Source organism: Paenarthrobacter sp. E2MeOHC11, assembly GCF_058744955.1.
This window is the reverse complement of sequence record NZ_CP196673.1, coordinates 1,829,452-1,852,887: the sequence shown is the minus strand read 5'-3', so window position 1 is coordinate 1,852,887 and position 23,436 is coordinate 1,829,452. Positions and strand designations below refer to the sequence as shown.

Genomic DNA, 23,436 nt, shown 5'->3' with positions numbered 1-23,436 from the left:
CCGGGCTCCCGGGTTGGATCCGGACTTGGATCGCGTGTGGGATCAGGCTGTGAAGGGTCCGGTGGGAACTCGCTCATGATCAGGCGCTCCTTCGGTGTGAGGGGTGTTTTGGTCCCGGACTTTTGGGGACGGCGGAGGGGTTTCGCTGGGAATCCCACCCGGCGGCCCTGTAGTCAATGGGCAAATTATCCGGATCCGGCGGGTCGGGAAGTTTGTGCCTGCTGGCCGGCCGCGGCGTGGAACCTGTTGTGGACGTTTCTTTCCTCTGTGATTCTGCGTGCATGCTTTCCCTCCCTGTAGCTCCGAAACTGCTGTGCGCTGGTCCTCAGTCCGGGATTTCCATGCGGAAACCGCACTGGCACCCCAGGATGCGCGTGTTGATGAGTACCTCGTAGATCCGCAACTGTCCACCGGGCTTCAGGGCAAGGGGAGCCTGGATCCTCCGCAACTCGCAGCTCTTGGTTTTCATGGGCTCACCGCAGTGCAGGTACTGGCCGCCGAATTGAAGGACACCCTGCGAGACGCCGGGACGGTTCAGTATCACCGCAACCCTCTGAACGGAGGCGATCTGTTGGTAGGCGTACTTGCAGGCATGGCATTCATAGCTGACGTCAACCATGTTGGGCGCGGGTGGATAGTGCGACTGGATGGAATTCACCAGCAAGTGCTTGTCCGAATTGCACCGCTGGCACCAAAGAGGTTGGTCGGGCGGTTGGTGGGCTTCGTCCGGGACTCTGGACGCTGGCTGGGCGGGCATGGGTGTAACCTCTGCATCAAAAAATGCGGGACGCCCGTCTGCATGAGCTAAAAGCCTGGGTCCTGTGATGGGGACTGTTAGCTAGATTGTGCACATAGGTGCACCGCAGATGCAAGGATTTCTGCGGCCTTTCGCCAGAGGGTGACAAGCCGAACCCGGACGACCGTAAACTAAGGCATGGACGAAATGAACGTTGAATTGGCGCTGCCTGATGCCGCTTCAGCGCCCGACGATTCTTCGGTGCCTGAACGGCTGCAGGACCTTGTGATCGACAGCGAAGACGTGGGTGGATTCCTGGGAGAACTCGCTGTGTTCTCGGCCGCGGCCGTGTCCCAGGCCGTTGGCATGAATGTTCATTGTGGCATCACCCTTAGCCGGCGCCGCCGTACGGCAACGGTGGCCGGCAGTACCCACGAAGCCAGGCTGATCGATGAAGTTCAGCAGGCCTACGGTGATGGGCCGTGCCTGGAGGCGATGCGCAGCCACGCAACCGTGCATGTTCCCCATACTTCCACCGAGGAGCGGTGGCCGGAGTACTGCACGGTGATTGCGGAGCGTGGTCATCTTTCCGCCCTCTGCGTCCCGCTGGAGCTTGATGAAGGAGCCACTGCGGCCTTGAACTTCTTTGCTCCGCAGATCGACGCCTTCGATGCAGCCACCATCCAAAATTGCGAGCTGTACGCCAGCCAAGCCGAGCGCTCCCTGCGGTTGGCTGTGCGGATAGGCGTGAAGCAGCAACATGCTGATGACCTCCAGGAGGCCATGCAGTCAAGGACTGTCATCGACCTTGCCTGCGGCATCATCATGGGGCAGAACCGCTGTACCCAGGAAGAAGCATTCCAGATCCTCAAGAAGGCCTCGAGTACCCGGAACCAGAAGCTGCGGGTCGTCGCCGAGTCGTTGGTCAAGACCGTGGCGCATCAGGCTCCCGTTGCCCACTTCGAGGCCTGACCCCACAAAGGGTGCAAGCCGGCAAACCCATGACTTGTGACGCGCGCCACTGGTGAACTACATTTTAGGTGGGTTAAGCAGATAGCCCTTGGAGTCTCATGACGTTGTGCCATCCCGGATGGACCAAGAACTGCACCTTTAGCCGTGGCCGCTTTCGGCCGGCTCGCAGCGTGCCGCATGCAGGCTCCTTGGAGTACTAAAAGGAGAATGGCAATGACGCTTGGATCCCTGCCCGTCCCGAAGCCTGCGCGAGAGACAGAACCCGCAACTGCCGAGACCGGGGTACGTCCTTGGTGCACAGCTTGCGGCACTGATTCCTACATTTTTGTGGAAACGGTGGTGGAAGCGGAAGCGAATCAGTCAGAGGTTGTCGAAGTCAGCTACACCTGCAGCGAGTGCGATACGTTCTATGCCCACACAGTCCGCCTGGAGTCATTGGTACCGGAGATCCAGCGGGAATTTCTTTCAACTTCGGCAGCGGGACTCTGGTTCAGCTGTACCCATTGCGGCGATCCGATGACCTTGGGGCGTCCCGCCGAGCGGGTGATTGAGGCCCCCCGGACCACCGATGATCCGGAAAGCCCCAGCCTCCTGGAGGTCTACTTGCAGACGCAGGTGCTGCATTGCCGTTGCGGTTTCCAAATGGAGGTTCCACGCCACGTTGGATGACCGCCGTCTCTGAATAACTCATCGCGGGGAGGGGTGGCTGTGCGCACGTTTGGTGTTGAAGAGGAACTACTGATCGCGGATCCCGCGGACGGCTTGCCGTTGGCGCTGGCGGCCGACGTCCTGGACGTGGCAGCTCCTCGGAGTGGGGAGGCCGGGCGCGGGGAGTATGGCGCTGATGAAGCGACGCTCAAATCGGAGTTCAAGCAGGAGCAAGTGGAGGTCAATTCACGCCCCTGTAGAACTGCGGCCGAGCTCCGTGCTGAAATCCGTGCCGGACGGGCGATGTCGGACGAGGCCGCGAGGGCCGTGGGTGCGCGGGTTGCCGCGCTGGCCACACCCCCGGTTTTTCATGCCACGCCTACCTTGGGTAATCAGCGGTACAGCACCATGGGCAACGAGTTTGGGTTGATAGCGCGCGAGCAGCTCACCTGCGGCTTCCACGTGCACGTCTCCATCGAGTCGCCCGAGGAAGGTGTCGCAGTCCTGGACCGGATGCGCCATTGGCTGCCCGTACTCCTGGCGTTGAGTGCGAACTCGCCGTTCTGGATGGGGGCCGATACCGGCTTTGCAAGCTACCGTACCCAGATTTGGAACAGGTGGCCCACGGCCGGACCCATGGACGTTTTCGGTTCCGCCGATGGCTACCGGGCAGTGCTTTCCGAGCTTCTGGAGACGGGAGTTCCGCTGGATGAAGGCATGATCTATTTCGATGCCCGGCTGTCCAGGGGGCACCCCACGGTTGAAGTGAGGATCGCCGACGTCTGCCTCTACGCCGAAGATGCACTGACCATTGCGGTCATCGCGCGTGCCCTGGTGGAAACAGCGGCCGCCGAATGGCGGAGCGGCGGGCCGCCGTCGAGCACCATGACCCCCGTTATTCGTATGGCGAACTGGAAAGCCAGCCGGTTTGGTGTCAGCAACCAGCTGCTCCACCCGCTGGAGCAGCAGCCCTATCCCGCCGCGGACGTGGTGGGCGCCCTGCTCCGACACGTCCGCCAAGCCTTGAGCGAGGCCGGGGACTTGGGGCTCGCGCGGGCTGGAGTCGCGAACATTTTGCGCCGCGGAACCGGCGAGCGGCTGCAACGCCAGGCGTACGGTCAACGGCGCCGATTGTCCGACGTCGTGTCCGCCGCCATTGCGTCGACGCACCAGGACGGTGAACTGTCCGACGCCGGCCTGCTGAGTCTCTAGCAGGCCGGCGTCGCCTGAATCAGCCTTGGTTGATGCGGATCATATTGCCCGAGGGATCGCGGAAGGCGCAGTCGCGCGGACCCCACGGCTGGTCGATCGGTTCCTGGAGTACTTCAGCGCCGGACGCGCGGAGCTTCTCAAAGGTGCCGTCCAGATCGTCCGTGTTGAACACGAGCATCGGCATGACGCCCTTGGTCAGCAGTTCCTGGATGGCGTCGCCGTCGGCCTGGGAGCGGCCGGCGTGCGGAGGGGACAGGACCAGTTCAAGGTCAGGCTGGGCATCGCTGCCCAAGGTGACCCAGCGCTGGCCGTCGGAGCCGACGTCGTTCCTTACTTCCATGCCCAGGGCGTCCCGGTAGAAGGCGAGCGACTCATCGACATCGTTGACTGTGACGTGTGCGTACTTCAATGAAATATTCATGAATCACACGCTATTGCAGCTGTGACGTGGGCGCTTCTTCAATCCTGCTCAGGTTTTTGTTGCTGTCACTGTTCCTGGTTCTTTCAGGGCGGGTTTGCTGCTTGGCGATGCAATTGGGCATGGCTTTCACCGCGTGATGTTCACGGGAGCGGTATTCGCTGGGGTTGATGCCCACGATTTCGGTGAAGCGTGCGCTGAAGGAACCCAACGACGTACAGCCCACTTCCATGCAGGCATCGGTGACGCTGGTGCCCGCACGAAGCAGGGCCATGGCCCGCTCGATCCGCCTGGTCATGAGGTAGTTGTAGGGGGATTCGCCGTATGCGGCTTTGAACTGGCGGGAGAAATGCGCAGGAGACATGAGCGCGCCGGCGGCCATGGTGGGCACATCCAATGGACGCGCATACTCGCGATCGATGAAGTCGCGTGCGCGCCGCAGATGGGCCAGGTTGGCCAGTTCCTGCGGAGTCATGGCGCCAGTCTACTAGGCTCGTGACCATGGATTCAGTGGTGTGGTCGAAGCCCGAAAGCCAGCGCAAGGACACTCCTCTGCTGGTGATGATGCACGGTTATGGAACCAGCGAACAGCGCATGGTGGACCTCTTCCCGCACCTGCCCGGCGAGTTCACGTGTGCCGCACTTCGGGGTCCCAAAGTGATCGGCGACCACTACGGATGGTTCCTGCTGGACTACTTCCTGACCAACGACTTCGCCGACGTCATCGCGTCCACCAACTCGGTGTTCAACTGGATCAACTCCGTCAAGGACAACCACAGCAGTGTCAGCCTGCTGGGCTACTCGCAGGGTATGGCCATGGCCAGCACCCTCCTGCGTTTGCGGCCGCACGCCTTCAGAGCCACCGTCGGCCTGTCCGGTTTCGTCCTGGACAACGATCTCCTCGCCCTGAGTGAGTCCTTCGATTCCCCGCCGCCGTTCTTTTGGGGCCGGGACAAGGCTGACCCCGTGATCAACGAGGACGCGATCGCCCACACCGAAGAGTGGTTGGAGGCCAATGTTGCCCTCACCGCGCGAAGCTATCCGGGCGTGGGGCACAGGATCGAAGCGCCGGAGCTGGTGGATGTCAGTGCATTCCTGAAGTACTACGTCCTGAACGGTGCCTGACCTGTCCTGTCCTGAACGGTGCCTGACCGCTGCCGGACCGTGGAAGGAATGCCCGGATTAGAAGGCATCAGGGCTCCGGAATCAAGCCCTTGGTGAGATTCGCGTCACAATATCGCATTCGACTGCACTCTATTGAATGACAAAATTGTAAGCGCTTACACTTTTGGCTGGTGACCCGGTCGGGGTCTCACGCCCCAGGCGTCAGGCGAGCATGGAAAGGGTTGAGGCCGTGTTGCATGGTTAGGACTCACAGGGTGACGATCCAGGACGTTGCCGTCCTCTCCGGATTGTCCATTTGCACGGTGTCGCGGGCACTCAGGAAGCTCCCCAATGTTTCTGAAAAGGCACAGCGACAGGTGGCGGAGGCCGCCAGCAAACTTGGCTACAAAGCCTCGGCTGCCGCGTCACGGCTGGCAGGCGGCACCACGGGATCGGTGGCCATCGTTGCACCTACGGCCACGGCCTGGTTCTTCGCCCAAGCAGTGGAAGCAGCAGAAGAAGTCTTCGGCGACAGCGGCTATGACACAGTCCTGATCAGCCTGCGCAACAAACCCAGCGTGAGGAAGCAGGTCTTTGGGGAGTTGGAGAACCTCGCCCAGAGGGTGGACGGGCTTCTCCTGCTCAATATTGACCTCGCGGCCGCGGAGGTGGAAGCGTTGCAAGCGTCCGGGCTGGCAGTGGCCAGCGTGGGTATGGGAAATGTTCCGTGGGACAATGTAGGTATCGATGACGAACACGCGGCCTGGCAGGCCACCCAACACCTGCTGGGGCTGGGCCATTGGGACTTGGCCGTTCTCTCGAGCAATGAGCACCCCGTTGTGACTGAGACCCCACGGTTCCGTGGTTTCAGGCGTGCGCTGGATGAACACGACCTCACCGTCCACCCGGACTTTGTGGTGGGTTCCGGGCCAAGCATCGACGACGGCCGGCGGGCAATGACAGAACTCGTCGCCCGCGGTGCTAGGCCCACGGCAGTGTTTGCCCACTGTGATGAGGCCGCGTTCGGTGTGTTGACTGCGCTGCGCGAACACGGCCTGTCCGTGCCCAAAAACGTGTCCGTGATCGGTATGGACGACCACCCCATGAGCGGGTTCCTTGGCCTGAGCACTGTGGCGCAGCCCGTCGCAGACCAAGGCGCCTTCGCAGCAAACCTGCTGTGTGAACGCCTGCTGAATATCGAAACTCCCCATCAACCGACCAACCACCTGCTCGATACCAAGCTCATCGAACGCAAAACCACGCGCCACAAGCGCTGAACGGAATACTGCATATGACTGATCTTCGTACTGCCTGGACGGGCGCCTCTGCGCTGTTGTTCGACCTCGACGGCGTGCTGACGCCCACTGCCGTGGTGCACGAGCATGCGTGGCAGGAGCTGTTCGATGGCTACCTGACTGGTGCGGGCCATCCGCAGGGTTACCAGGAGAGCGACTACTTCGATCACATCGACGGGAAGCCGCGCTTCGACGGAGTCCGGGATTTCCTGGCCTCCCGTGGCATTACCTTGCCCGAAGGTCCGGTCCACGACGACCCCGACAACGAGACGGTGCAGGGCCTGGGCAACCGGAAGAACGCGATTTTCAATGAGATCGTGAATTCCCGCGGCGTCGAGCCGTACGAGGGCTCGGTCAAATTCATCAACGCGGCGGTGGAGTTGGGGCTCAAGGTGGCTGTGGTGTCCTCCTCCCGCAACGCGCCCGCAGTGCTGAAGGCCGCGGGCCTGGACCACCACTTCGAGGTTGTCGTCGACGGTCAGGTGGCCGCCGCCGTCGGACTTCCCGGTAAGCCGGACCCGGCCACGTATGTCTATGGAGCAAGCCTGCTGGGCGTGCCCGTGGAGGAATGCATCGTGGTGGAGGACGCAGTGTCCGGCGTGCAGGCCGGCGCCGGTGCCAACTTCTTCGCCGTGATCGGTGTGGACCGCGGAGCAGGCCGACAGGCCTTGCTCGACGCCGGCGCCACGCTGGTGGTCGACGACCTCAACGATCTTCTCTGACCCTACTTTTTCGAAGGACTTCAACAGCCCATGGCACTCATCAGCTCCGATCGGCTGCGCTTCCCCTGCGAGCCCTGGAAGCTCGTGGAAAACATCCACGTCGCCGGTGACGAGGGAACGCTGGAAACGCTGTTCGCGCTCGGCAACGGCCACCTTGGTATCCGTGGCTCGCATTCAACGGCCGGGGACAGCGAGCTTCCCGGTACGTTCGTCAACGGTTTCCATGAGATCTGGGACATCAAGCACGCCGAGAATGCTTACGGCTTCGCCCGGACGGGCCAGCGGATCGTCTACGTGCCGGACGCCAACAATTTCACGGTGTCCATTGACGGTGAGGCCCTGAGCCTGGCGGAGTCCACGGTGGTGGACTACCACCGCAGCGTGGACTTCTCCACAGGCGTCTACGAGGAAAGCATTACCTGGGCCTGCCGTTCAGGTGCCACGGTCACCACGGTGGAGCGCCGTGCGGTCGGGTTCGATTCGCGCGGATGCCTTGGCTTGGAACTGTCGCTGACAGCTGACCGGGACGTGTCCGCGGACATCACTTCCGGCGTCGTCAACCGCCAGGACCAGCCTGTGGAGGACCACTCCGTCCATGATCCGCGCCGCTCCGGCCGGCACGCCGGCCGCGTCCTGTTGCCCTTGCACCTGCAGGGAGCCGACGGTTCCCTCCGCCTGGCGTGGGAGACCTCCGAATCGCGACAGCGTGTTGCCATGGCCGTGGATCACTGGATCTCTGCCGAAGGCCAGCCGTTCGAGACGTTGGTGGCTGAGGACGAATCGTCCGTGCGCTATGTCCTGGCAATCCACGACGGCGACACTTTCCGCGTCGAGAAGTCGGTCAGTTACGTCGTGGCCGGCTCCAGCGACGCCGAGGACCGCGGCGAGAGCCTGGCCGCCGATGCGGAAGCCAACCTCGTTTCCTTCGCCGAGGTCCTGGCGCAAAGCAAAGCGCACTACGAGCAGTACTGGACCACGGCCGACATCTCCATCGGCGGCCAACCCGAGATGCAGCAGGCCGTTCGCTGGGGACTCTTCCAACTGGCGCAGGCCACTGCACGTGCCGGGGTGGCCGGTATTCCGGCAAAGGGCGTCAGCGGGTCCGGCTATGAGGGCCACTACTTCTGGGACCAGGAGGTCTACCTCCTGCCGTACCTGACGTACACCAACCCCTGCGGTGCCCGGAAGGTGCTCGAATCCCGCCATGCCATGCTGCCGGATGCCCGGGTGCGGGCCAAGGAGCTCAGTGTTGATGGCGCACTGTTCCCGTGGCGCACCATCAACGGGCTTGAGGCCAGTGCCTACTACGCTGCCGGGACTGCCCAGTTCCACATCGCCGCGGCCATCGCTTTCGCGGCCAACCGGTACCAGTGGGCCAGCGGCGACGACACCTTCAGCGGCGAACTGGGGGCCGACCTGCTGATTGAAACAGCACGCATGTGGGCCTCCCTGGGGTTCTTCGGCAAGGACGGCATGTTCCACATCCACGGCGTCACCGGCCCGGATGAATACACGGCCGTGGTCAACGACAACCTGTACACAAACGTCATGGCGCGTTTCAACCTGCGTGCCGCTGCCGCCCTGGAGGATGAGGGAATCGCCGACACCGAGCGGATGGTGTGGCGCCAGGCTGCCGAGCGCATGTCACTGCCTTACGACCCCCACCTTGAAGTGTTCAGCCAGGACAACGACTTCATGACCCTGGAGCCATGGGACTGGAACACTCCCAAGTCCAAGTACCCGTTGCTGCTGAACTTCCACCCCTTGGTGATCTACCGGCACCAGGTCCTCAAGCAGGCCGACACCGTGTTGGCGATGTTCCTCCAGTGGCAGGACTTCACGGCGGAGGAAAAGCAGCGCGCCTTTGACTTCTACGATCCCATCACCACCGGCGACTCCACCCTGTCTGCGTGCGTCCAAGGCATCATGGCGGCCGAGGTCGGGTATGGCGACGTTGCCTTGAAGCACTTCACCGACGCCCTGTTCATCGACCTCGACAATTCCCACGGCAACACGATCGACGGCGTCCACATCGCCTCCACCGGCGGAATCTGGAGCTCCTTGGTGTGCGGTTTCGCGGGCATGCGGGACCAGGGCGAGGTGCTGCGCTTCGATCCGCGTCTGCCCGTGGAGTGGGAGGGTTTGTCCTTCCGGCTCAAGGTCCAAGGACGCTTGCTGGCCGTGGATCTTTCGCAAGGTTCCATCGCGCTCACACTCGCGGGCGGACCGGACTACAGCGACGAGCCGCTGCGCCTGAACGTGCGGGACCACCACGTTACAGTCGGCGCGGACACCGTGACGGTGCCGCTGGAAACCGTACCGGTCCCGCCGCCGTCGATCTTCCCCAGCGTCTTCCCGACGGCGGGCCTCCCGATCATCCGTTAAGTCCCGCCTTCGCGGGGCTACTTGGCGGCTACTTGGCCGCGAGGTCCATGGTGGTCAGGCGCAGCCACAACCACAGCCGTTTCTGCGGGTCCGCCAGGTCCAGGTTGAAGTCCTCGGCCAGGCGGGCCACGCGGTAGCGGACGGTGTTGTTGTGTACATGGAGGTGGGTGGCCATGGCGGAGATGTTGCCGTTGGACGCCAGATAGGCCCGGAGGGTTTCGAGGTAATCTGTTTGCTGCTCGGCGTCGCGGGCCTGGATCCTGGCGATCCCGTCCGAGCCGCCCAGCCCGTTGTCCTCAATGAACGCGCCGATTTTCAGCAGGTCCAGCGGTATTTGAAAGTCTTCAAAAAGTGCAATGCCCGGCGCTTTTATCCCGCGTGCCTTGTTCTCACGTGACTGGAGGTTCAGCAGGTGGTGCAGGGTTTGCATGGCCTCGGACCTGGATCGGGCAAGGCCCTCGATGCTTTCGGCGATGCCTCCCACGGTGGCGATGACCGGGAAGGAGCTGATGGTGTGCGAGTACGCCTCAATTTCCTGGATGATCCGTCCGTGCAGTGCTCGCGGCGAGGTCCCGTTGCAGGGGAGCAGTGCGTAGACCACAGACCCGATCAAGGCGCTGTGGCTGGTGCCGAACTGCACATTGCACACAGTGGTTACAAGGTGCAGCAGGCGATGGATGTCACGCACTGATTCAAGGCTTCCGGTCTCCGGCCGGACTATGGAAAAGGCCGCCACGGCCAGGCCGTTGGCTGTGTCCAGGCCCAGTTGGGCAGCAGCAAACGATGCGTGCGGAGTGTCATCCATGAGGGTCCGGATGAGGTCGGCATTGCGTCGCTCGCCAAAGTCCGAGGCCGAGCGCGCGTGGAGCATGTGCAACCCGGCCAAGGGCGCCATGCGGTCCAGTGCGTTCAACGCGGTGGCGCGTTTCTCCTCACCAGGGTCGATGATCCAGACGGAACCCAGCAGCTCACCGCCGGCCCGGACGGCCAGCGCAAGGCGGGCCATGCCGTCGTCGGGCGCCGGCACCAGCACCGCTCCCGGGGCTGCGTAGACGATCTTGAAGTCCTGGTCGAAAGCCGGTTGGGTGGTCTCCTGCAGGGTGAGCGTGGTGATGCGCCGGAGCTCATCGATGGGCTGGCCCGGCAAGGTGGAATAGCCAAGGATGCGGCCGAGCGGATCTACTATGCTGGCGGCGCCGTTGGTGATGGAGGCCGCGGCGTTGGCGAAGGCGTAGAGGTCACCGAGCCGTACCCCTGAGACTGAATCCGCTGCCGCACCCATCACCGATGCCCTGGCCAGTGCCACCAACCGCGTCCAGTCCGCGGTATCAGGGGCTACGAGCACGGACAGGCTGTAACCAACCGCAGCAGAACGCAGCTGCTCCATCTTTGCGCCATGTGCCTTGACGATCACTGCAGCCGCGTTGCTGTTCGCCGCCCTGTGGAGGAGTTGATCGAAATCCGGGGACCCGAAGGTGCATCCGACCGCCAGGATGATGCGGTCGTCCACACTGGACCAGTTATCCAGGGGGTCGTACATCAGCACGTCAGAAACGGGGTGCCCCAGGTTCTCCGGTGTGGGATTGGCGTGCACCAGGTCCGCCTGCATGAGTTGGATGCAGTCGGACAACCGCACCACGGATTGCTGCATCCCTGACTGGGAACGCTCGGCCTGTTGAGGATCGGGAAGCGGCGCTGCTTGGTCCATGAATGGACGTTATCACAAGAGGGATTCCTATCTTATAGAGGAATTTACATATAGAGAGATGGAGATCTGCGTCACTATTGGGAAAGGAGCTGGGAGGGTAACCCCAGCAGGAACGCAGAGGACACACCATGAAACTCAAGGACATCAAGGCGCTCGCCTCGGTGCAGGGACCGGCCCGATCCGTCTCGGAGCGCCTGTCGCGTAAGTGCTACAGCGTGGAGGACATGCGGAAGCTGGCGGCCAAGCGCCTGCCCAAGAGCATCTTCGAATACATCGAAGGTGGCGGCGAGGACGAGGTGTCGCTGCGCCGCAACAGCGCATCGTTCGACGATTGGTCTTTCCTCCCCAAATGGGGCTCCGTGGAGAACCTGGACCTCAGCTCAACCCTCCTGGGCGGACCCGTTTCGATGCCGGTGACCCTCTCACCCACAGGCGGTACCCGGCTGTTCCACCCGCAGGGCGAGTCCGCCGTCGCCCGTGCAGCGCTCGCCGAAGGTATTCCGTACGGCCTGGCCCACCTGAGCACCACCACCATGGAAGACGTCAGCGCGGCGGCACCGGGACTTCGCCGATGGTTCAACCTGGAACCCACCTCGGACAAGGGCCTCCTGCAGGCCGTCCTGGACCGGGTATCCAACGCCGGCTACGAAGCCCTGCTGGTCAACGTCGATTGCCGGGCCATAGGACACCGCGAGCGCGATTACCGCAACGGATTTACCGCCCCGCCGTCCATCAAGCCGAAGACGGTTGTGGAGGGAATGTTGCACCCCGCGTGGGCGCTGGGATTCCTGGCCAATGACGCGATCGCCTTCCCCAACCTGGACGCCGAGGTGCCTGAGGGCCCACTGGCCAGCTCGCCGGACATGTGGCGCACGCTGCTTGCCGGTTCCTATGAGCCCACCGATTGGGACGATATCAGGGACCTGCGGGATCGCTGGAACGGTCCCATCGTGCTGAAGGGCGTTGTGAACGCGAACGACGCCGCGCTGGCAGCTGCCATGGGAATCGACGCCATCCAGGTCAGTAACCACGGCGGACGGCAGCTGGACCACATGGCTGCTCCACTGGATGTCCTCGCGGACATCGTTGAGAGGACCGCCGGCCGGATGGAGATCATTGTCGACGGCGGAATCCGCCGGGGTTCGGACGTGGTCAAGGCGTTGGCACTGGGCGCCGATGCCTGCTCCATCGGCCGCCCCTACCTTTACGGGCTGGCTGCGGCCAGTGAAGCGGGCGTGGCCCACGTCCTAAAAATGTTCCGGGCCGAAATGACCCGCACCATGATGCTCCTCGGAGTATCCACCATCAAGGAACTGCGTACCGAAGGCCGGGACTTGATCCGGCACCGCAACGAAGCGTTCACCCGCACCCAACCCAACCTAATCCCTGGGGCCCCTTCGGGCCTCGAAGAAATGAGGACCCCCTGATGAAGAACTTGCCTGCCAAACTCGGCTTACCCACCGTCGTCGTCACGGCAGCGCTCATGCTGGCAGTGACGGCATGCAGCCCCACCGGCAACGCATCGGCGTCGAACCCGTCCGGCGACGCAGCCGCAGCGGGGACCGGCGTCCCCGCGCTGGAAGTCAACCAAGCCGCCGTCGACCTTCTTCCGGAGTCCATCAAGGCTTCCAAGGTCCTGCGCGTAGCCATCCCCACCAACGAACCGCCAACGCAGTTCTACCGCGAAGGCACGCAGGAAATGACCGGAACCAATCCGGATGTGGCCCGTCTCATCGGCGAGGCATTGGGTGTCAAAGTGGACATCCAGGTGGCAAACTTCGACTCCATCATTCCCGGCCTTGCAGCCGACCGCTACGACATGACGGTCTCCTCCATGACCCCCACGGAAAAGCGCATGGAAGTCCTGGACTTCGTTGACTACATGCAAATCGGTAACGCGATCGCTGTTCCCAAGGGCAACCCGGCAGGCATCAAGGACGAGAACGCACTGTGTGGAAAGAAGGTGGGACTCCTCACGGGCTCGTACCAGCTGACCGTCAACGTTCCTGCATACGACGAAGCGTGCGTCGCGGCCGGCAAGGAAGCCATCCAGAAGAGCGAATTCCAGGACACCCGGCAGGCAATCTCCGCACTGACCAGCGGACGGCTGGATACGGTATTGGCTGACTCGCCCATCCTCAATTACGCAGCTACCCAGAACCCGCAGATCGAGGTTGCCCGTACGTACGAGTTCGCTCCCGTAGGGGTGGGGATGCCTAAGGAATCCGGCTTGGTGAAGTCCGTTTCCGCCGCCCTGGACGTCGTGATCAAGAGCGAGTCCTACATCAAGGTCCTCGGTAAGTACGGCCTGGAGACCAGCGCCATCACCGACGCCCGCGTCAACTTCGCCCAGTAGCGGAATACACAGTAATGAATTCCACCAGCAAAGAGGTGACGGCAATGCACAATCAACCCCCAGTCCCTGACACCAAGGAGCCGGCGACAGCGGCTTCCGGAGATTCGATTCCCGTAGTGCCCCTGAAGCACCCGGTCCGCTTGGCCCTGGCCATCGTCCTCATCCTTGTTGCGCTGAGCGCCGCCTGGGATGTGGCGGTGAACGAGCGTTACCGCTGGGACGTCGTGGTGTCCTACCTGTTCGCCCCGCAGATCCTTGCCGGCGCCGGACTGACAATCGTGCTGACAGTGGTGTCCATGACCGTCGGCATAGCCCTGGGTACGCTGCTAGCCATCATGCGGCTCTCCGACAACCCGATCCTGAGCACCATCAGCCGTGCCTACATCTGGTTCTTCCGCGGTACGCCGCTGCTGGTCCAGCTGATCTTTTGGTACAACATTGCAGCCCTTTACCCGGTGATCGCCTTCGGTCTTCCGTTCGGGGGACCGTCCATGGTCCTGGGCTCGGCCAACGTGCTGATCTCACCGCTGGGGGCTGCGCTCCTGGGATTGTCCCTGAACGAGGCCGCATACATGGCCGAGATTATCCGCGGCGGCATCGGCTCCGTGGATAAGGGCCAGTACGATGCAGCCCGTGCCTTGGGAATGAGCGGTGGCAAGCTGATGAACCGGGTCATCCTGCCCCAGGCCATGCGGGTGGTCCTTCCGCCCACCGGCAACCAGGTCATCTCGATGCTGAAGGGCACGTCGCTGGTGAGCGTCCTGGCGATTTCGGACCTGCTCTACTCGGCCCAGATCATCTACGCGAACAACTACCAGACCATCCCGCTGCTCATTGTGGCCAGCCTCTGGTACCTGCTCATGACCACTGTCCTGAGTTTCTTCCAAAACAAACTTGAACGCCGTTACGGACGTGGCTTCGACTCAGCACCCCGACGGATCCGCAAGCCTAAGACAAGGACAGCATGATGACTACCGCCATGGTGGAAGCCCGGGGAGTCCGGAAGAACTTCGGCGTTATCGAAATCCTGAAAGGCATCGACCTCAGGGTTGAAAAGGGATCGGTGACCTGCCTGATCGGTCCGTCCGGTTCCGGCAAGACCACGTTCCTTCGCTGCATCAACCATCTCGAAAAGGTTGACGCCGGCCGGCTCTACGTGGACGAGCACCTGGTGGGCTACGCAGAGCGCAACGGGAAGCTCTACGAAATGAAGGAACGCCAAACGGCCCGCTCACGGCTCAATGCCGGCATGGTGTTCCAACGCTTCAACCTCTTCCCGCACATGACCGTGCTGGAGAACATCATCGAGGCACCCGTGCACGTTCTTGGCCGGCCCCGGCGTGAAGTTGTTGTCGAAGCCCAGGCCCTGCTGGACCGGGTGGGCCTGGGTAACCGCGGGCACTCCTACCCCCAGGAGCTCTCCGGCGGGCAGCAGCAGCGCATTGCGATCGCCAGGGCCTTGGCCATGAAGCCCAAGCTGATGCTCTTCGACGAGCCCACCTCCGCTCTTGACCCCGAACTGGTGGGCGAAGTCCTGGACGTGATGAAGTCGCTGGCTGAAGCAGGAATGACCATGGTTGTGGTCACGCACGAACTCGGTTTCGCCCGGCAGGTGGCCGATCAGGTGGTGTTCATGGACGGCGGCGTGGTGGTGGAAAGCGGCCCGCCCGAGCAGGTCCTGGGCGATCCGCAGCACGAACGCACCAAGGCGTTCCTCTCCAAGGTTTTGTAAGTTCTCCAAGCACCGCGAAAGGCATCACCATCATGACCCGTCACCAAGTCACCACGGACCTCGCACCCAGCCCGGCCGGTCCCTACTCCCAGGCCATCGTGGCCAACGGATTCCTTTTCACCGCAGGCCAGACCCCGCACGACCCCATGACGGACGAACGCGTCGGGATCACCATCGAGGAACAAACCATCCAGGCCATGAAGAACCTGGGTGAGGTCCTGGGTGCCCACGGTCTGGACTTCTCCCACGTGGTTAAGGCGACCGTGCACCTGCACCACCCGGGGCGCGACTTCGAGGGCTTCAACGCCATCTATGAAAAGTACGTCGTGGCTCCTTACCCGGCGCGGACCACTGTTGGTTCGTTCCTGGGTGACTTCCTGGTGGAGATCGACGTCGTGGCGGCCATCCCGTAACAACCGCGCCCCCGCAAGAACGTCCCAACACCTTCACGCGGCCCCGTCCGATGCATGTCACAGCGTATTTGGGCGGGGCCTTCCTTGACTGCGCCCACGACACTGCCGCATCACCTTAATCCCGGCAGCTCCGTCCAGGCTTCTCCATCCCTTGAAAGGCCCGTTATGGCAGTCCAAACGACGCCCTGCCCAAACGGTGGTGACCCGGCTTCCGCAGAACCACTGAGCGACCAACAGCTGTTGGCGTTGGTGCGGGGAGGTGATGTTGCAGCCTTCGGGGAACTGTTCATCCGGTACCGGCGGGTGGGAAGTTTCGTGGCCCGCGCGGAATCAGACAACCCCTTTGACGCCGCAGACGTAGTGGGTGAAGCTTTTGCCGCCGTCTTCCAAGCGACCATTAAGGGCAAGGGTCCTGTGGAGTCGTTCCGGCCCTACCTCCTGACCACCATCCGCAGGATGGCCCACCGAAAGAACCAGACGTCCGCCCGGCTGGTTCTCACTGACTCCAGCGCGATGGATGCCCTGGCCTTTGCCGGTGACGATCACGTCCTGGGGACCCACGAGACCATCATTTTGGTGCAGGCCTTCCGTGATCTTCCCCGGCGCTGGCAAGATGTGCTCTGGTATGTGGACGTTGAGGGTCTCAAGCCGGCACAAGCCGGCCCGTTGCTGGGGCTGACCCCGAACGCCGTGTCCGCGTTGGCCCTGCGTGCACGCGAGGGGCTCCTGCAAAGGTACCTGCAGAAGCATGTGGGCGAGCCCACCATCCAGTCCTGCGCACAATATCTGAAGCATTTCGGCAGGTACGTCCGCAACGGTTTGAGCGGAAATGCGCAGGCCAGAATCAGGCAGCACGCGGATCACTGTCACCACTGTTCAGCAGTCCTGGCTGAACTCCAGGAGCTTCAGGTTTCCATGGGGGCCAACGCCAAAGGCCAGCCAGCCTCAGGAGGCGTCCTTGTCCGGGGCGACTGATGCCTGTCCTGCCACCACTGCGTCTCCGACCGGTGCCGTTCCGGACGCCTGATTTCCCGCCACACGTCGACGCTCCAACTCGCAGTTGATGAGGTCCAGCAGCGCCTGCGCTGGTTCGGATAAGTGATGCGTGTCGGGTGAACCGAGTTGGTCGCAATGGATCAGTACGTGGCGGATGCGTTCCAGTTCACGGGATGGCACCAAGGGCCAGCGGTGGAACAGCTGACGGACTGCAATCGCTCCGAGGAGGGCATCGGGCTTGTTTGCCACGCCATGGTTGCCGTGCTGAGCGGCTGCCCGTCGCCTGGCGATGGTGGCCGCCGAGAGCGCGACGCCATGGGCCATGAGATTCTCGGCCTTGAGTGAATTCGGGGCCATGGGGACCTCCCCGGGTAGGGCGAAGGAAGCCGTATGCCTGACTTTGAAATTAGCTTACAGAATGTGACTTATGTCATGTCAATATTAACGCGAGATATCCGCCGAGCCGTACTAAAGATGCGGGCGCCGCCACCCGGACAGGGTGGCGACGCCGATCGTTCAGCCCAGGTGAACGTGCGGGGTATCGCTTGTTCCGCTGAAGCTCCTGCGGTCGATCCTGATCAGGAGGAGTGCGAGTGGGGTTATCAAAACCGCCACCCCGGCCGCCCAAAGGAACACCATTGAATAGCCCGAGGTCAGCGCCGTAAGGGGACCGCCGCCAGCTGCCGTAGTGGTCGCTGCCGCGGTGGTAGCAGCCGCTATGGCGCTGAAGAGTGCAATGCCCAGCGATCCGCCGATCTGCTGCGAAGCGTTGACCAGGGCGCTGGCCACCCCGGCGTCGTCCTTGTCCACACCGAAGAGGGCCAGGTTCTGCATGGGGACGAAGACCAGGCCCAATCCGATGCCCATGAGGATCAACGCAGGCAGCATGTTCACCGCGTACGTCCCATCCGGCGTGACCTGAGTGAGCCACAGCATGGCTGCGGCCATGAAGACCGGACCCACTGCGCTGGGGACCTTGGCGCCCAGTCGGGGCAGGTTCTTCGCCGCAACGCCCGCCGTGATGATCAGCACCACCGTCATGGGCAGGGATGCGATTCCGGCCGCGAACGGGGCGAAGCCCAGAACGATCTGGAGGTAGAAGTTGATGAACAGGATGCCGCCGATCAGCACTGCTCCGGCAAGGAAGGACGCCAGGAATGCAGCGGCGCGGTTACGCTCGGTGGCGACGCGCAACGGAAGCAGCGGGTTCTTGACCTTGCGTTCGACGGCGACGAAAAGTACCAGCAACAGCGCACCTGCCGCAATGAAGCCCCACGATTCCACCGCACCCCAGCCGTGTTCGGCGTTGGCGAAGCCGTAGACCAATGAGCCCAGGCCCAAGGCGGCAAGGACGACGCCGGGCCAGTCGTATTTGGTGGAGCCTCCCGCTTTGCTTTCGCCCACCAAGGTCCACACGCCGATCAGCGCGATGACCGCGATAGGTACGTTGACGAAGAAGCACCACCGCCACGAGACAAATTCGGTGAGGAAGCCGCCCAGCAGAACTCCCACCGCTGCACCGACGCCGCTGATGGAGCCGAAGATGGCGAAGGCTGTGCCGCGGTCCTTGCCACCGGGGAAGGCTACCGTCAGGAGTGCCAGGGCCGCCGGCGCGAGGAGGGCAGCGAAGATGCCCTGAAGTGCGCGGGCCCCGATGAGTTCCCAGGGCTGCTGGGCCAATCCGCCGATGAGTGATGCCACCGCGAAGCCTGCCGAGGCCGTGATGAAGGTCCGCTTCCGTCCCCAGAAATCGGAGATCCGTCCGCCCAAGAGGAGGAAGGCGCCGAAGACGAGGGCGTACGCAGTGACCACCCAGGAGCGGGTGGAATCGCTGATGCCCATTTCCATCTGGAGGCGGGGGAGTGCCAGGTTCACGATGGTGCCATCCAGGACCACCATGAACTGGGCGAGGGCCAGGAAGGGTAGGGCCCGCCAGCCGATGTTGCCTTTACCGCCCGGTGGGGCTGGTGTGTTTGCTTGGGCTTGTCCGCCCGATGTCTCCAGTAGTTGCGATGCCACGCGTCACCCATTCTTGAAAGTAGTAATACTTATAGAAGTATAAGTACTTATGGTGGCGGGTGTAAGCCCGGATCAGGGTGACGTGCCTTACGTGTTCCTGGGGTGCGGAAGCTTGGGGTGTGCCGGGTCCATCTCAGGTTCTGAAAGGAACGAAGCCAACCGCTGCAGCGCCGGAAGGCTGGCCGCGATCTGCTCGCGCTCTTCGGGAAGCAGGCGGGCGCTCGCCGCGATGATGGCGTCGGCCCACCCATTCTCCAGGAGCGCCTTGATCCGTCTGGATTCGTCCGTGGGGTGGAGGGAAACGTAGCGCTTGTCTGAGGCATCCTTGACCCGCGTGACCAAGCCGGAAGCTACGAGCTCGCGCAACTGGGAACTGATGTTGCTCAACTGCCGCCCAAGTCTGGCCGCCACCTCGGCAACGGTGACACCAGGATGGCTTTCAACAACGCGAAGGATTTCCAGCAGACCATTCGAGATGGGGCGGAGGCCGGTCTCGTTCAGTGACTTGCGGCGAATGTCGGACGAGATATCAATCATGCAGACGGCCAGGGCCTTGTGGTCCACAGTCTCTTCTCCCATCCCTCAAGCATAGGTGGGGCCGTGCCTCTTCAAATCGCCGGCGGTCGGCTGCAATAGTGGCAGGATGATCAACCAGCAACAGCTCTGGGACGACGATGCCGCGCAGCAGTACGACACTCCCGGGCAGGGGATGTTCTCCCCTGACGTGCTTGGCCCCACCGTGGAGGTGTTGTCGGAACTCGCGTCGGGAGGTCCCGCCGTCGAGTTTGCGATCGGAACCGGGCGCGTGGCCATCCCGCTCCTGGAAGCCGGCGTGCCGGTCAGCGGCATTGAGCTGTCCCACGCCATGATCGCGCGCTTGCGCGAAAAGGTGAGCGAAGACCAGATTCCCGTGGTTCAGGGCGACATGTCCGAGGCTTCAATAGGCGGGAATTTCACCCTGGCCTTCCTGGTGTTCAACACCATCGCGAATCTTCTGACACAGGACCAGCAAGTCCGGTGCTTCGAGAACGCTTCCGGCCATCTCGCCCCCGGCGGTCGGTTTGTCATTGAACTCTGGGTCCCACAACTGCGTTCACTGCCCCCGGGACATGGGGGAACGGTGGAAGTGAGCGAGCCCGGCTACTTGTTGGTGGACACTTACGATGTGCTCCGCCAGCACGTTGTCTCGCACCATGTGCGGTTCGGCTCTGAGCTATCCGATGGGCGTGAGGCCCTGATTGGCCGGACGCCACACCGCTATATCTGGCCGAGCGAGCTCGACCTCATGGCACGGATAGCAGGTTTTGAACTGGAATCCAGGTGGGCCGACTGGGACCGCAGCGAATTCACCGCTGAGTCCCGCAGCCACGTATCGGTGTACCGGCTCACAGAACGCCCCTAGCCAATCACTGCCCTGACCTTGCGAATAGGCGTCGCATCCCACCACGCGCCAGCATCAGCACGATGATGAGGGCTGTCACTGCGAAGAACCCGCCGAGTTGTACGGCGTCGCCGAACACGAAATCGACCAACTCCAGCACCACGAACTTGCTTCCCGGCATGACAAACAGCAGTGCGACAACGCTGACAATCCGGGCTGCCACGGTCTTTCCATCCCTGATGCGTCCGACGATCTTCTTCTTGGCGAACATCACGATCTCGAGCACTGCTTTCAGCAGGATCGCCGTGAGAAGGGCCAGCAGGAAGGACTCTGAAATGACGGCGGGGAACAGCTGGATAAACACGCCCAACACGACCAAGTAGACGAGTACATCCACAAGATCGATCGGCCGGATCCGCATTCCGTGAGCGTATCAATCCAAGCAACCACGGACTAGGCAAACATGGGCCATGCTGCCGGATTGCTAGGCTGGACTCATGACCCGTCGCCTTGCAGCCCTGTCCGCCGTCCCTCTTTTGCTGCTGCTTGTCGGCTGCGGAGCAGTAGAGGAAGCTGCCGGAAATGCCGCCAGCGAGGCCGCCTCAAAGGTAGCCACTGCCGCTGCCGATGAAGTAACCAAGCAGATTTGCGCAGTGGTCCAGGACGGCTTGGTCAGCGTTCAGGACAAGCAGCTGCTGTCCGGTTTGGTGTCGGCAGCCAATGCTGCTGGAGTTCCCTCGGACATCACGACGCCGTTGAACCAGATCGCGGAGGCCGGCGACCAAGTGCCAGCTGAGTCCGTTCAGGCATTGAAGGACGCCTGCCCGGCATAGGGCGCGGCTGCGCTGGGGCTGCGCGGCGTTGCTGCTGCCCGGCCGGTTTCTAGGCTGGGACCCGCTTCTTTCTCCGGTGAAACTTGCCTGCCTTCGCGCGCTTGATGTGCCTGCGTCGGTTGTGCTGGGACTGCCGTTGGTGTGACTGTTGTTGCTGTTCAAGCGTGGGAACGCTGGTTGCCGGTGGAGGCGCCGCCACGTGCCCGTAGTTATGCCCGGGCAGAGGCTGGGCCTTCGATTGATAACTGTGACCGGTGGGTGTGCGGATTTCGAGAGTGTGGACACCTTCGGGGAGGGTTTTCGCCGTCCAGCCGGGGTTTTCTTTGGTGTGGTTGCAGGCTTCGCAGAGTCCAGCCCCGTTGGCCAGCGTGGTGGTCCCGCCGGAATGCCAAGGGACCACGTGATCGATATGCCGGATGGGCGCGTCGCAATAGGGGGTGCGGCAGGTGTCATCACGGGTTTCGATGAAGCGACGTAATCGTTGGGGGAAGATCCGGGCTTTGGAGTCCATGCTCAGGAGTTCGCCTGTGGCCGGCGCGGTGTAGAGCCGGCGGAGCCACACGGTTAGCTCGTCGTCCCGCGTTGGCGCCGGCTCCTGCCTTGGTGCCGGGGCCTGCTCGGACAGCGCCCCGCTTCCGGCGCCAACCAGTGCCCTAGCCCATTCTGCAGGCACAACTCCGTACCCCTGGAGCCGGGCAGGTTCGCTGTCGCCCTGAACGAGGGTTCGATCGGTCATCACGAGCTGCAGGTCGATTCCGCTGATCCCGCCGCGCCTGCCGGTGATGCGCTCGACGAGAGTGTCTGCCATGACCTGGCCCCGGATCCGGGGGTCCCCGGCCGAACGGGCAGAGTCAGCAGCCCGGGTCAGAGCGGTGTACGCCGCCACACCCTTCGCGACCGGAAGGAGGGCGGTCAGGTAGGTCATGGTGTCCGGCGCCGGGCGCAGGGTCACGGTCCGTTCGGTGGAAGCGTGGGCGGCGCGTTGGGCAACGGAACGCGGATCACGCCGGTAGGCGGCAGCCTTCGCCGCGGCGATGACCGCCCGGTCGCCCTTCCCCTCGAACGTGCCGGTATCTGCGGAGAGTTCCTCGTCCACGGCGCACCGGTCCTCCGCAGACAGGCATGCTGTTTCCTTGACCAGCAGCGTGGCCCGCCATTCATTCAACTGGCCCGATTCCAGCGCCGCCATGGTGTGCGGCATCTCCGTCACCAGCGCCTTCGCCATGCCCAGGAGTCGCGAGCCCCGGTTCGGGGATTCCCGCCGGGCCAACGCGATCTGCGCCCCAACACCGTGGCCCCGTTCGGACGCGGGCACACCCGCCGCGGCCTGCTCCTGCCGCTGGGCGAAGTCAAAGGCCACCGCGGCACGGGCCTGCAACCCCACGATGGCGGACTTCAGGTCTTCAAGCCCGCGGATCTGGTCGATAAGCTCCCGGCTCGCGGTGCCGAGGGGGATCGCGCCCAGGAGCGTGATGAGATCAGAAACCCGAGGCGTGGTCTCGTCGGTCCAATGCCTCGAGACAGGAACAAGCGCCGCGTCTGGCGGTGTCTGCATGCCCCGAATCTGCTCCATGCCTCAACTCTTCCAGCAGGCATTGGGCGCCATAAGGTCGAAAGCCCCCTATGTGGAAAAGCGATGACGTCTACGTCCAACGAGCAACTGATGCCATGCCGGAGCTGTCGGGGAAACGTGGTTGGATCTAGCGGCCTGCCAACACAGTCCGGGCCCTCACCGTGATGGCCGCCCCGAGAACCAGGGCAGCAGCGACGGCCGCCGCGACCGCCGTCGGGAAGGACTCGGGTGCATCGGTACTGCGGCCGACCGTGATCCAGACGAGGCCCCACGCGATGGCGGCTGCCAGGGCGAGGCGCCTGTGTCCTTTGATAGCCAAGGCGACACCGACGACCGCCACCACCACGAGCACAGCGACGGACCAGATCTCAGGACGCAGTCCGAAGCCCAGAAAACCAAACGCTTTCAAAGCTGCTGCGATGTTGGCGCACACGGCCACGCTGGTCCAGCCCAGATACAACCCCAGGGTTCCGTCCACCACAACTGCCTCAACCCACGAGGCAGCGCGGCTCTGGCTGTAGCGAAGGAACGCCAGGACGAGGGACACCAGCAGCGCCAAGATCACCAGAACACTGACGAAGAGCCACCCAGCCTGCACGGACAGGATCCACGCGGCGTTCAGGACCATGGACACGGCCACGATCCAGCCGAGGGAGCGCTGCCGCGGATTGGCCTGCTGGGACGGCAGCCACTGCCACACCGTGTAGGCAACAAGGCCGGTGTACACCACGGACCAGATGGAGAACGCGGGGGTGGCCGGAGCCAGCAGAGTGGAGTCGGCGGACAAAGCCCCGCCCGCTGCCTGCGCAATCGGGGTGCCGCCGAACACCCCCACGCCGATCATCGAGCCGATGATGCAGACCGCCAAGCTCACGGTGACCGTGATTTGCCGGGCGAGGTCGGAGCTTGCTGTTGCCATGTGCAGTGCCTCTT

General features: G+C 63.0%; 25 protein-coding genes. 15 read left to right on the top strand and 10 right to left on the bottom strand.

Going from position 1 to position 23,436, the window contains the following annotated elements:
• Positions 1–325: 325 nt before the first annotated feature.
• Positions 326–658, bottom strand: a complete 333-nt coding sequence (locus ACSSVG_RS08540; RefSeq protein ID WP_231343396.1) for a hypothetical protein — start codon at positions 656–658, stop codon at positions 326–328.
• Positions 659–943: 285 nt separating this feature from the next.
• Here ACSSVG_RS08540 and ACSSVG_RS08535 point away from each other — a divergent pair, with 285 nt between their 5' ends.
• The 3 genes from ACSSVG_RS08535 to ACSSVG_RS08525 all read left to right on the top strand — a co-directional run bounded on the left by ACSSVG_RS08535 (position 944) and on the right by ACSSVG_RS08525 (position 3,568).
• Positions 944–1,708 (top strand): GAF and ANTAR domain-containing protein, encoded by a 765-nt coding sequence (locus ACSSVG_RS08535; protein ID WP_492418403.1) that lies wholly within the window; start codon positions 944–946, stop codon positions 1,706–1,708.
• A gap of 213 nt (positions 1,709–1,921) precedes the next feature.
• Positions 1,922–2,377, top strand: coding sequence for a hypothetical protein (locus ACSSVG_RS08530; protein ID WP_231343394.1), 456 nt, complete (start codon positions 1,922–1,924; stop codon positions 2,375–2,377).
• A 33-nt stretch (positions 2,378–2,410) separates the two neighbouring features.
• A complete protein-coding gene (locus tag ACSSVG_RS08525) occupies positions 2,411–3,568 on the top strand; it encodes a glutamate--cysteine ligase 2 (RefSeq protein ID WP_492418401.1) in 1,158 nt (385 codons plus the stop codon).
• A 19-nt stretch (positions 3,569–3,587) separates the two neighbouring features.
• On the opposite strand, the gene ACSSVG_RS08520 is transcribed toward ACSSVG_RS08525, so the two are convergent.
• Positions 3,588–3,989, bottom strand: coding sequence for a VOC family protein (locus tag ACSSVG_RS08520; RefSeq protein WP_159704170.1), 402 nt, complete (start codon positions 3,987–3,989; stop codon positions 3,588–3,590).
• Positions 3,990–3,999: 10 nt separating this feature from the next.
• Positions 4,000–4,461, bottom strand: coding sequence for a helix-turn-helix transcriptional regulator (locus ACSSVG_RS08515; RefSeq protein ID WP_231341406.1), 462 nt, complete (start codon positions 4,459–4,461; stop codon positions 4,000–4,002).
• 26 nt (positions 4,462–4,487) lie between these two features.
• Here ACSSVG_RS08515 and ACSSVG_RS08510 point away from each other — a divergent pair, with 26 nt between their 5' ends.
• The 4 genes from ACSSVG_RS08510 (at position 4,488) to ACSSVG_RS08495 (ending at position 9,492) form a co-directional block, all read left to right on the top strand.
• Entirely contained in the window at positions 4,488–5,111 is a 624-nt protein-coding gene (locus ACSSVG_RS08510; RefSeq protein ID WP_492418399.1) for an alpha/beta hydrolase, read from the top strand.
• A 254-nt stretch (positions 5,112–5,365) separates the two neighbouring features.
• Positions 5,366–6,367 carry a LacI family DNA-binding transcriptional regulator gene (locus tag ACSSVG_RS08505; RefSeq protein ID WP_492418397.1) on the top strand — a complete coding sequence of 334 codons (1,002 nt, stop codon included), beginning with the start codon at positions 5,366–5,368 and terminating at the stop codon, positions 6,365–6,367.
• 14 nt (positions 6,368–6,381) lie between these two features.
• Positions 6,382–7,107: an HAD family hydrolase gene (locus ACSSVG_RS08500; protein WP_253465777.1), complete on the top strand. Its 726-nt coding sequence runs from the start codon at positions 6,382–6,384 to the stop codon at positions 7,105–7,107.
• A 30-nt stretch (positions 7,108–7,137) separates the two neighbouring features.
• A complete protein-coding gene (locus tag ACSSVG_RS08495; protein ID WP_231341409.1) occupies positions 7,138–9,492 on the top strand; it encodes a glycoside hydrolase family 65 protein in 2,355 nt (784 codons plus the stop codon).
• Positions 9,493–9,520: 28 nt separating this feature from the next.
• On the opposite strand, the gene ACSSVG_RS08490 is transcribed toward ACSSVG_RS08495, so the two are convergent.
• Positions 9,521–11,200, bottom strand: coding sequence for a PucR family transcriptional regulator (locus ACSSVG_RS08490; protein ID WP_492418395.1), 1,680 nt, complete (start codon positions 11,198–11,200; stop codon positions 9,521–9,523).
• Positions 11,201–11,328: 128 nt separating this feature from the next.
• On the opposite strand from ACSSVG_RS08490, the gene ACSSVG_RS08485 reads away from it, so the two are divergent.
• The 6 genes from ACSSVG_RS08485 (at position 11,329) to ACSSVG_RS08460 (ending at position 16,676) form a co-directional block, all read left to right on the top strand.
• Positions 11,329–12,627 (top strand): alpha-hydroxy acid oxidase, encoded by a 1,299-nt coding sequence (locus ACSSVG_RS08485; RefSeq protein ID WP_492418393.1) that lies wholly within the window; start codon positions 11,329–11,331, stop codon positions 12,625–12,627.
• Positions 12,627–13,556, top strand: a complete 930-nt coding sequence (locus tag ACSSVG_RS08480; protein WP_492418391.1) for an ABC transporter substrate-binding protein — start codon at positions 12,627–12,629, stop codon at positions 13,554–13,556. The genes ACSSVG_RS08485 and ACSSVG_RS08480 overlap by 1 nt, the downstream gene beginning before the upstream one ends.
• Before the next feature lie 44 nt (positions 13,557–13,600).
• The gene (locus tag ACSSVG_RS08475; RefSeq protein WP_231341413.1) at positions 13,601–14,524 is read left to right on the top strand and encodes an amino acid ABC transporter permease; all 924 of its coding nucleotides are present in this window, start codon (positions 13,601–13,603) and stop codon (positions 14,522–14,524) included.
• A complete protein-coding gene (locus ACSSVG_RS08470; protein ID WP_269215773.1) occupies positions 14,524–15,288 on the top strand; it encodes an amino acid ABC transporter ATP-binding protein in 765 nt (254 codons plus the stop codon). Before ACSSVG_RS08475 ends, ACSSVG_RS08470 begins: the two co-directional genes overlap by 1 nt.
• Before the next feature lie 32 nt (positions 15,289–15,320).
• The gene (locus ACSSVG_RS08465) at positions 15,321–15,701 is read left to right on the top strand and encodes a RidA family protein (RefSeq protein ID WP_231341414.1); all 381 of its coding nucleotides are present in this window, start codon (positions 15,321–15,323) and stop codon (positions 15,699–15,701) included.
• Positions 15,702–15,866: 165 nt separating this feature from the next.
• Complete coding sequence (locus ACSSVG_RS08460; RefSeq protein ID WP_492418388.1) at positions 15,867–16,676, top strand: sigma-70 family RNA polymerase sigma factor; 810 nt, start codon at positions 15,867–15,869, stop codon at positions 16,674–16,676.
• Here ACSSVG_RS08460 and ACSSVG_RS08455 read toward each other — a convergent pair.
• The 3 genes from ACSSVG_RS08455 to ACSSVG_RS08445 all read right to left on the bottom strand — a co-directional run bounded on the left by ACSSVG_RS08455 (position 16,647) and on the right by ACSSVG_RS08445 (position 19,295).
• Positions 16,647–17,054, bottom strand: coding sequence for a hypothetical protein (locus ACSSVG_RS08455; RefSeq protein ID WP_253465786.1), 408 nt, complete (start codon positions 17,052–17,054; stop codon positions 16,647–16,649). The two genes, ACSSVG_RS08460 and ACSSVG_RS08455, sit on opposite strands and share 30 nt — an antisense overlap.
• A gap of 159 nt (positions 17,055–17,213) precedes the next feature.
• On the bottom strand, positions 17,214–18,716 hold the full coding sequence (locus ACSSVG_RS08450) for an MFS transporter (protein ID WP_492418386.1): 1,503 nt from the start codon (positions 18,714–18,716) through the stop codon (positions 17,214–17,216).
• Between the two features lie 87 nt (positions 18,717–18,803).
• Complete coding sequence (locus ACSSVG_RS08445; protein WP_231341418.1) at positions 18,804–19,295, bottom strand: MarR family winged helix-turn-helix transcriptional regulator; 492 nt, start codon at positions 19,293–19,295, stop codon at positions 18,804–18,806.
• A gap of 64 nt (positions 19,296–19,359) precedes the next feature.
• Between ACSSVG_RS08445 and ACSSVG_RS08440 the strand changes: the two genes are divergently transcribed.
• Positions 19,360–20,118, top strand: coding sequence for a class I SAM-dependent DNA methyltransferase (locus tag ACSSVG_RS08440; RefSeq protein WP_492418384.1), 759 nt, complete (start codon positions 19,360–19,362; stop codon positions 20,116–20,118).
• A gap of 4 nt (positions 20,119–20,122) precedes the next feature.
• Here ACSSVG_RS08440 and ACSSVG_RS08435 read toward each other — a convergent pair whose 3' ends face one another.
• Positions 20,123–20,518: a hypothetical protein gene (locus ACSSVG_RS08435; protein ID WP_231341420.1), complete on the bottom strand. Its 396-nt coding sequence runs from the start codon at positions 20,516–20,518 to the stop codon at positions 20,123–20,125.
• A gap of 76 nt (positions 20,519–20,594) precedes the next feature.
• Here ACSSVG_RS08435 and ACSSVG_RS08430 point away from each other — a divergent pair, with 76 nt between their 5' ends.
• Complete coding sequence (locus ACSSVG_RS08430; protein WP_231341421.1) at positions 20,595–20,930, top strand: hypothetical protein; 336 nt, start codon at positions 20,595–20,597, stop codon at positions 20,928–20,930.
• A gap of 49 nt (positions 20,931–20,979) precedes the next feature.
• Here ACSSVG_RS08430 and ACSSVG_RS08425 read toward each other — a convergent pair whose 3' ends face one another.
• Positions 20,980–22,503, bottom strand: coding sequence for an HNH endonuclease (locus ACSSVG_RS08425; RefSeq protein ID WP_492418382.1), 1,524 nt, complete (start codon positions 22,501–22,503; stop codon positions 20,980–20,982).
• A 127-nt stretch (positions 22,504–22,630) separates the two neighbouring features.
• Positions 22,631–23,422: a TspO-related membrane protein gene (locus ACSSVG_RS08420; protein ID WP_492418380.1), complete on the bottom strand. Its 792-nt coding sequence runs from the start codon at positions 23,420–23,422 to the stop codon at positions 22,631–22,633.
• Between the last annotated feature and the right edge of the window lie 14 nt (positions 23,423–23,436).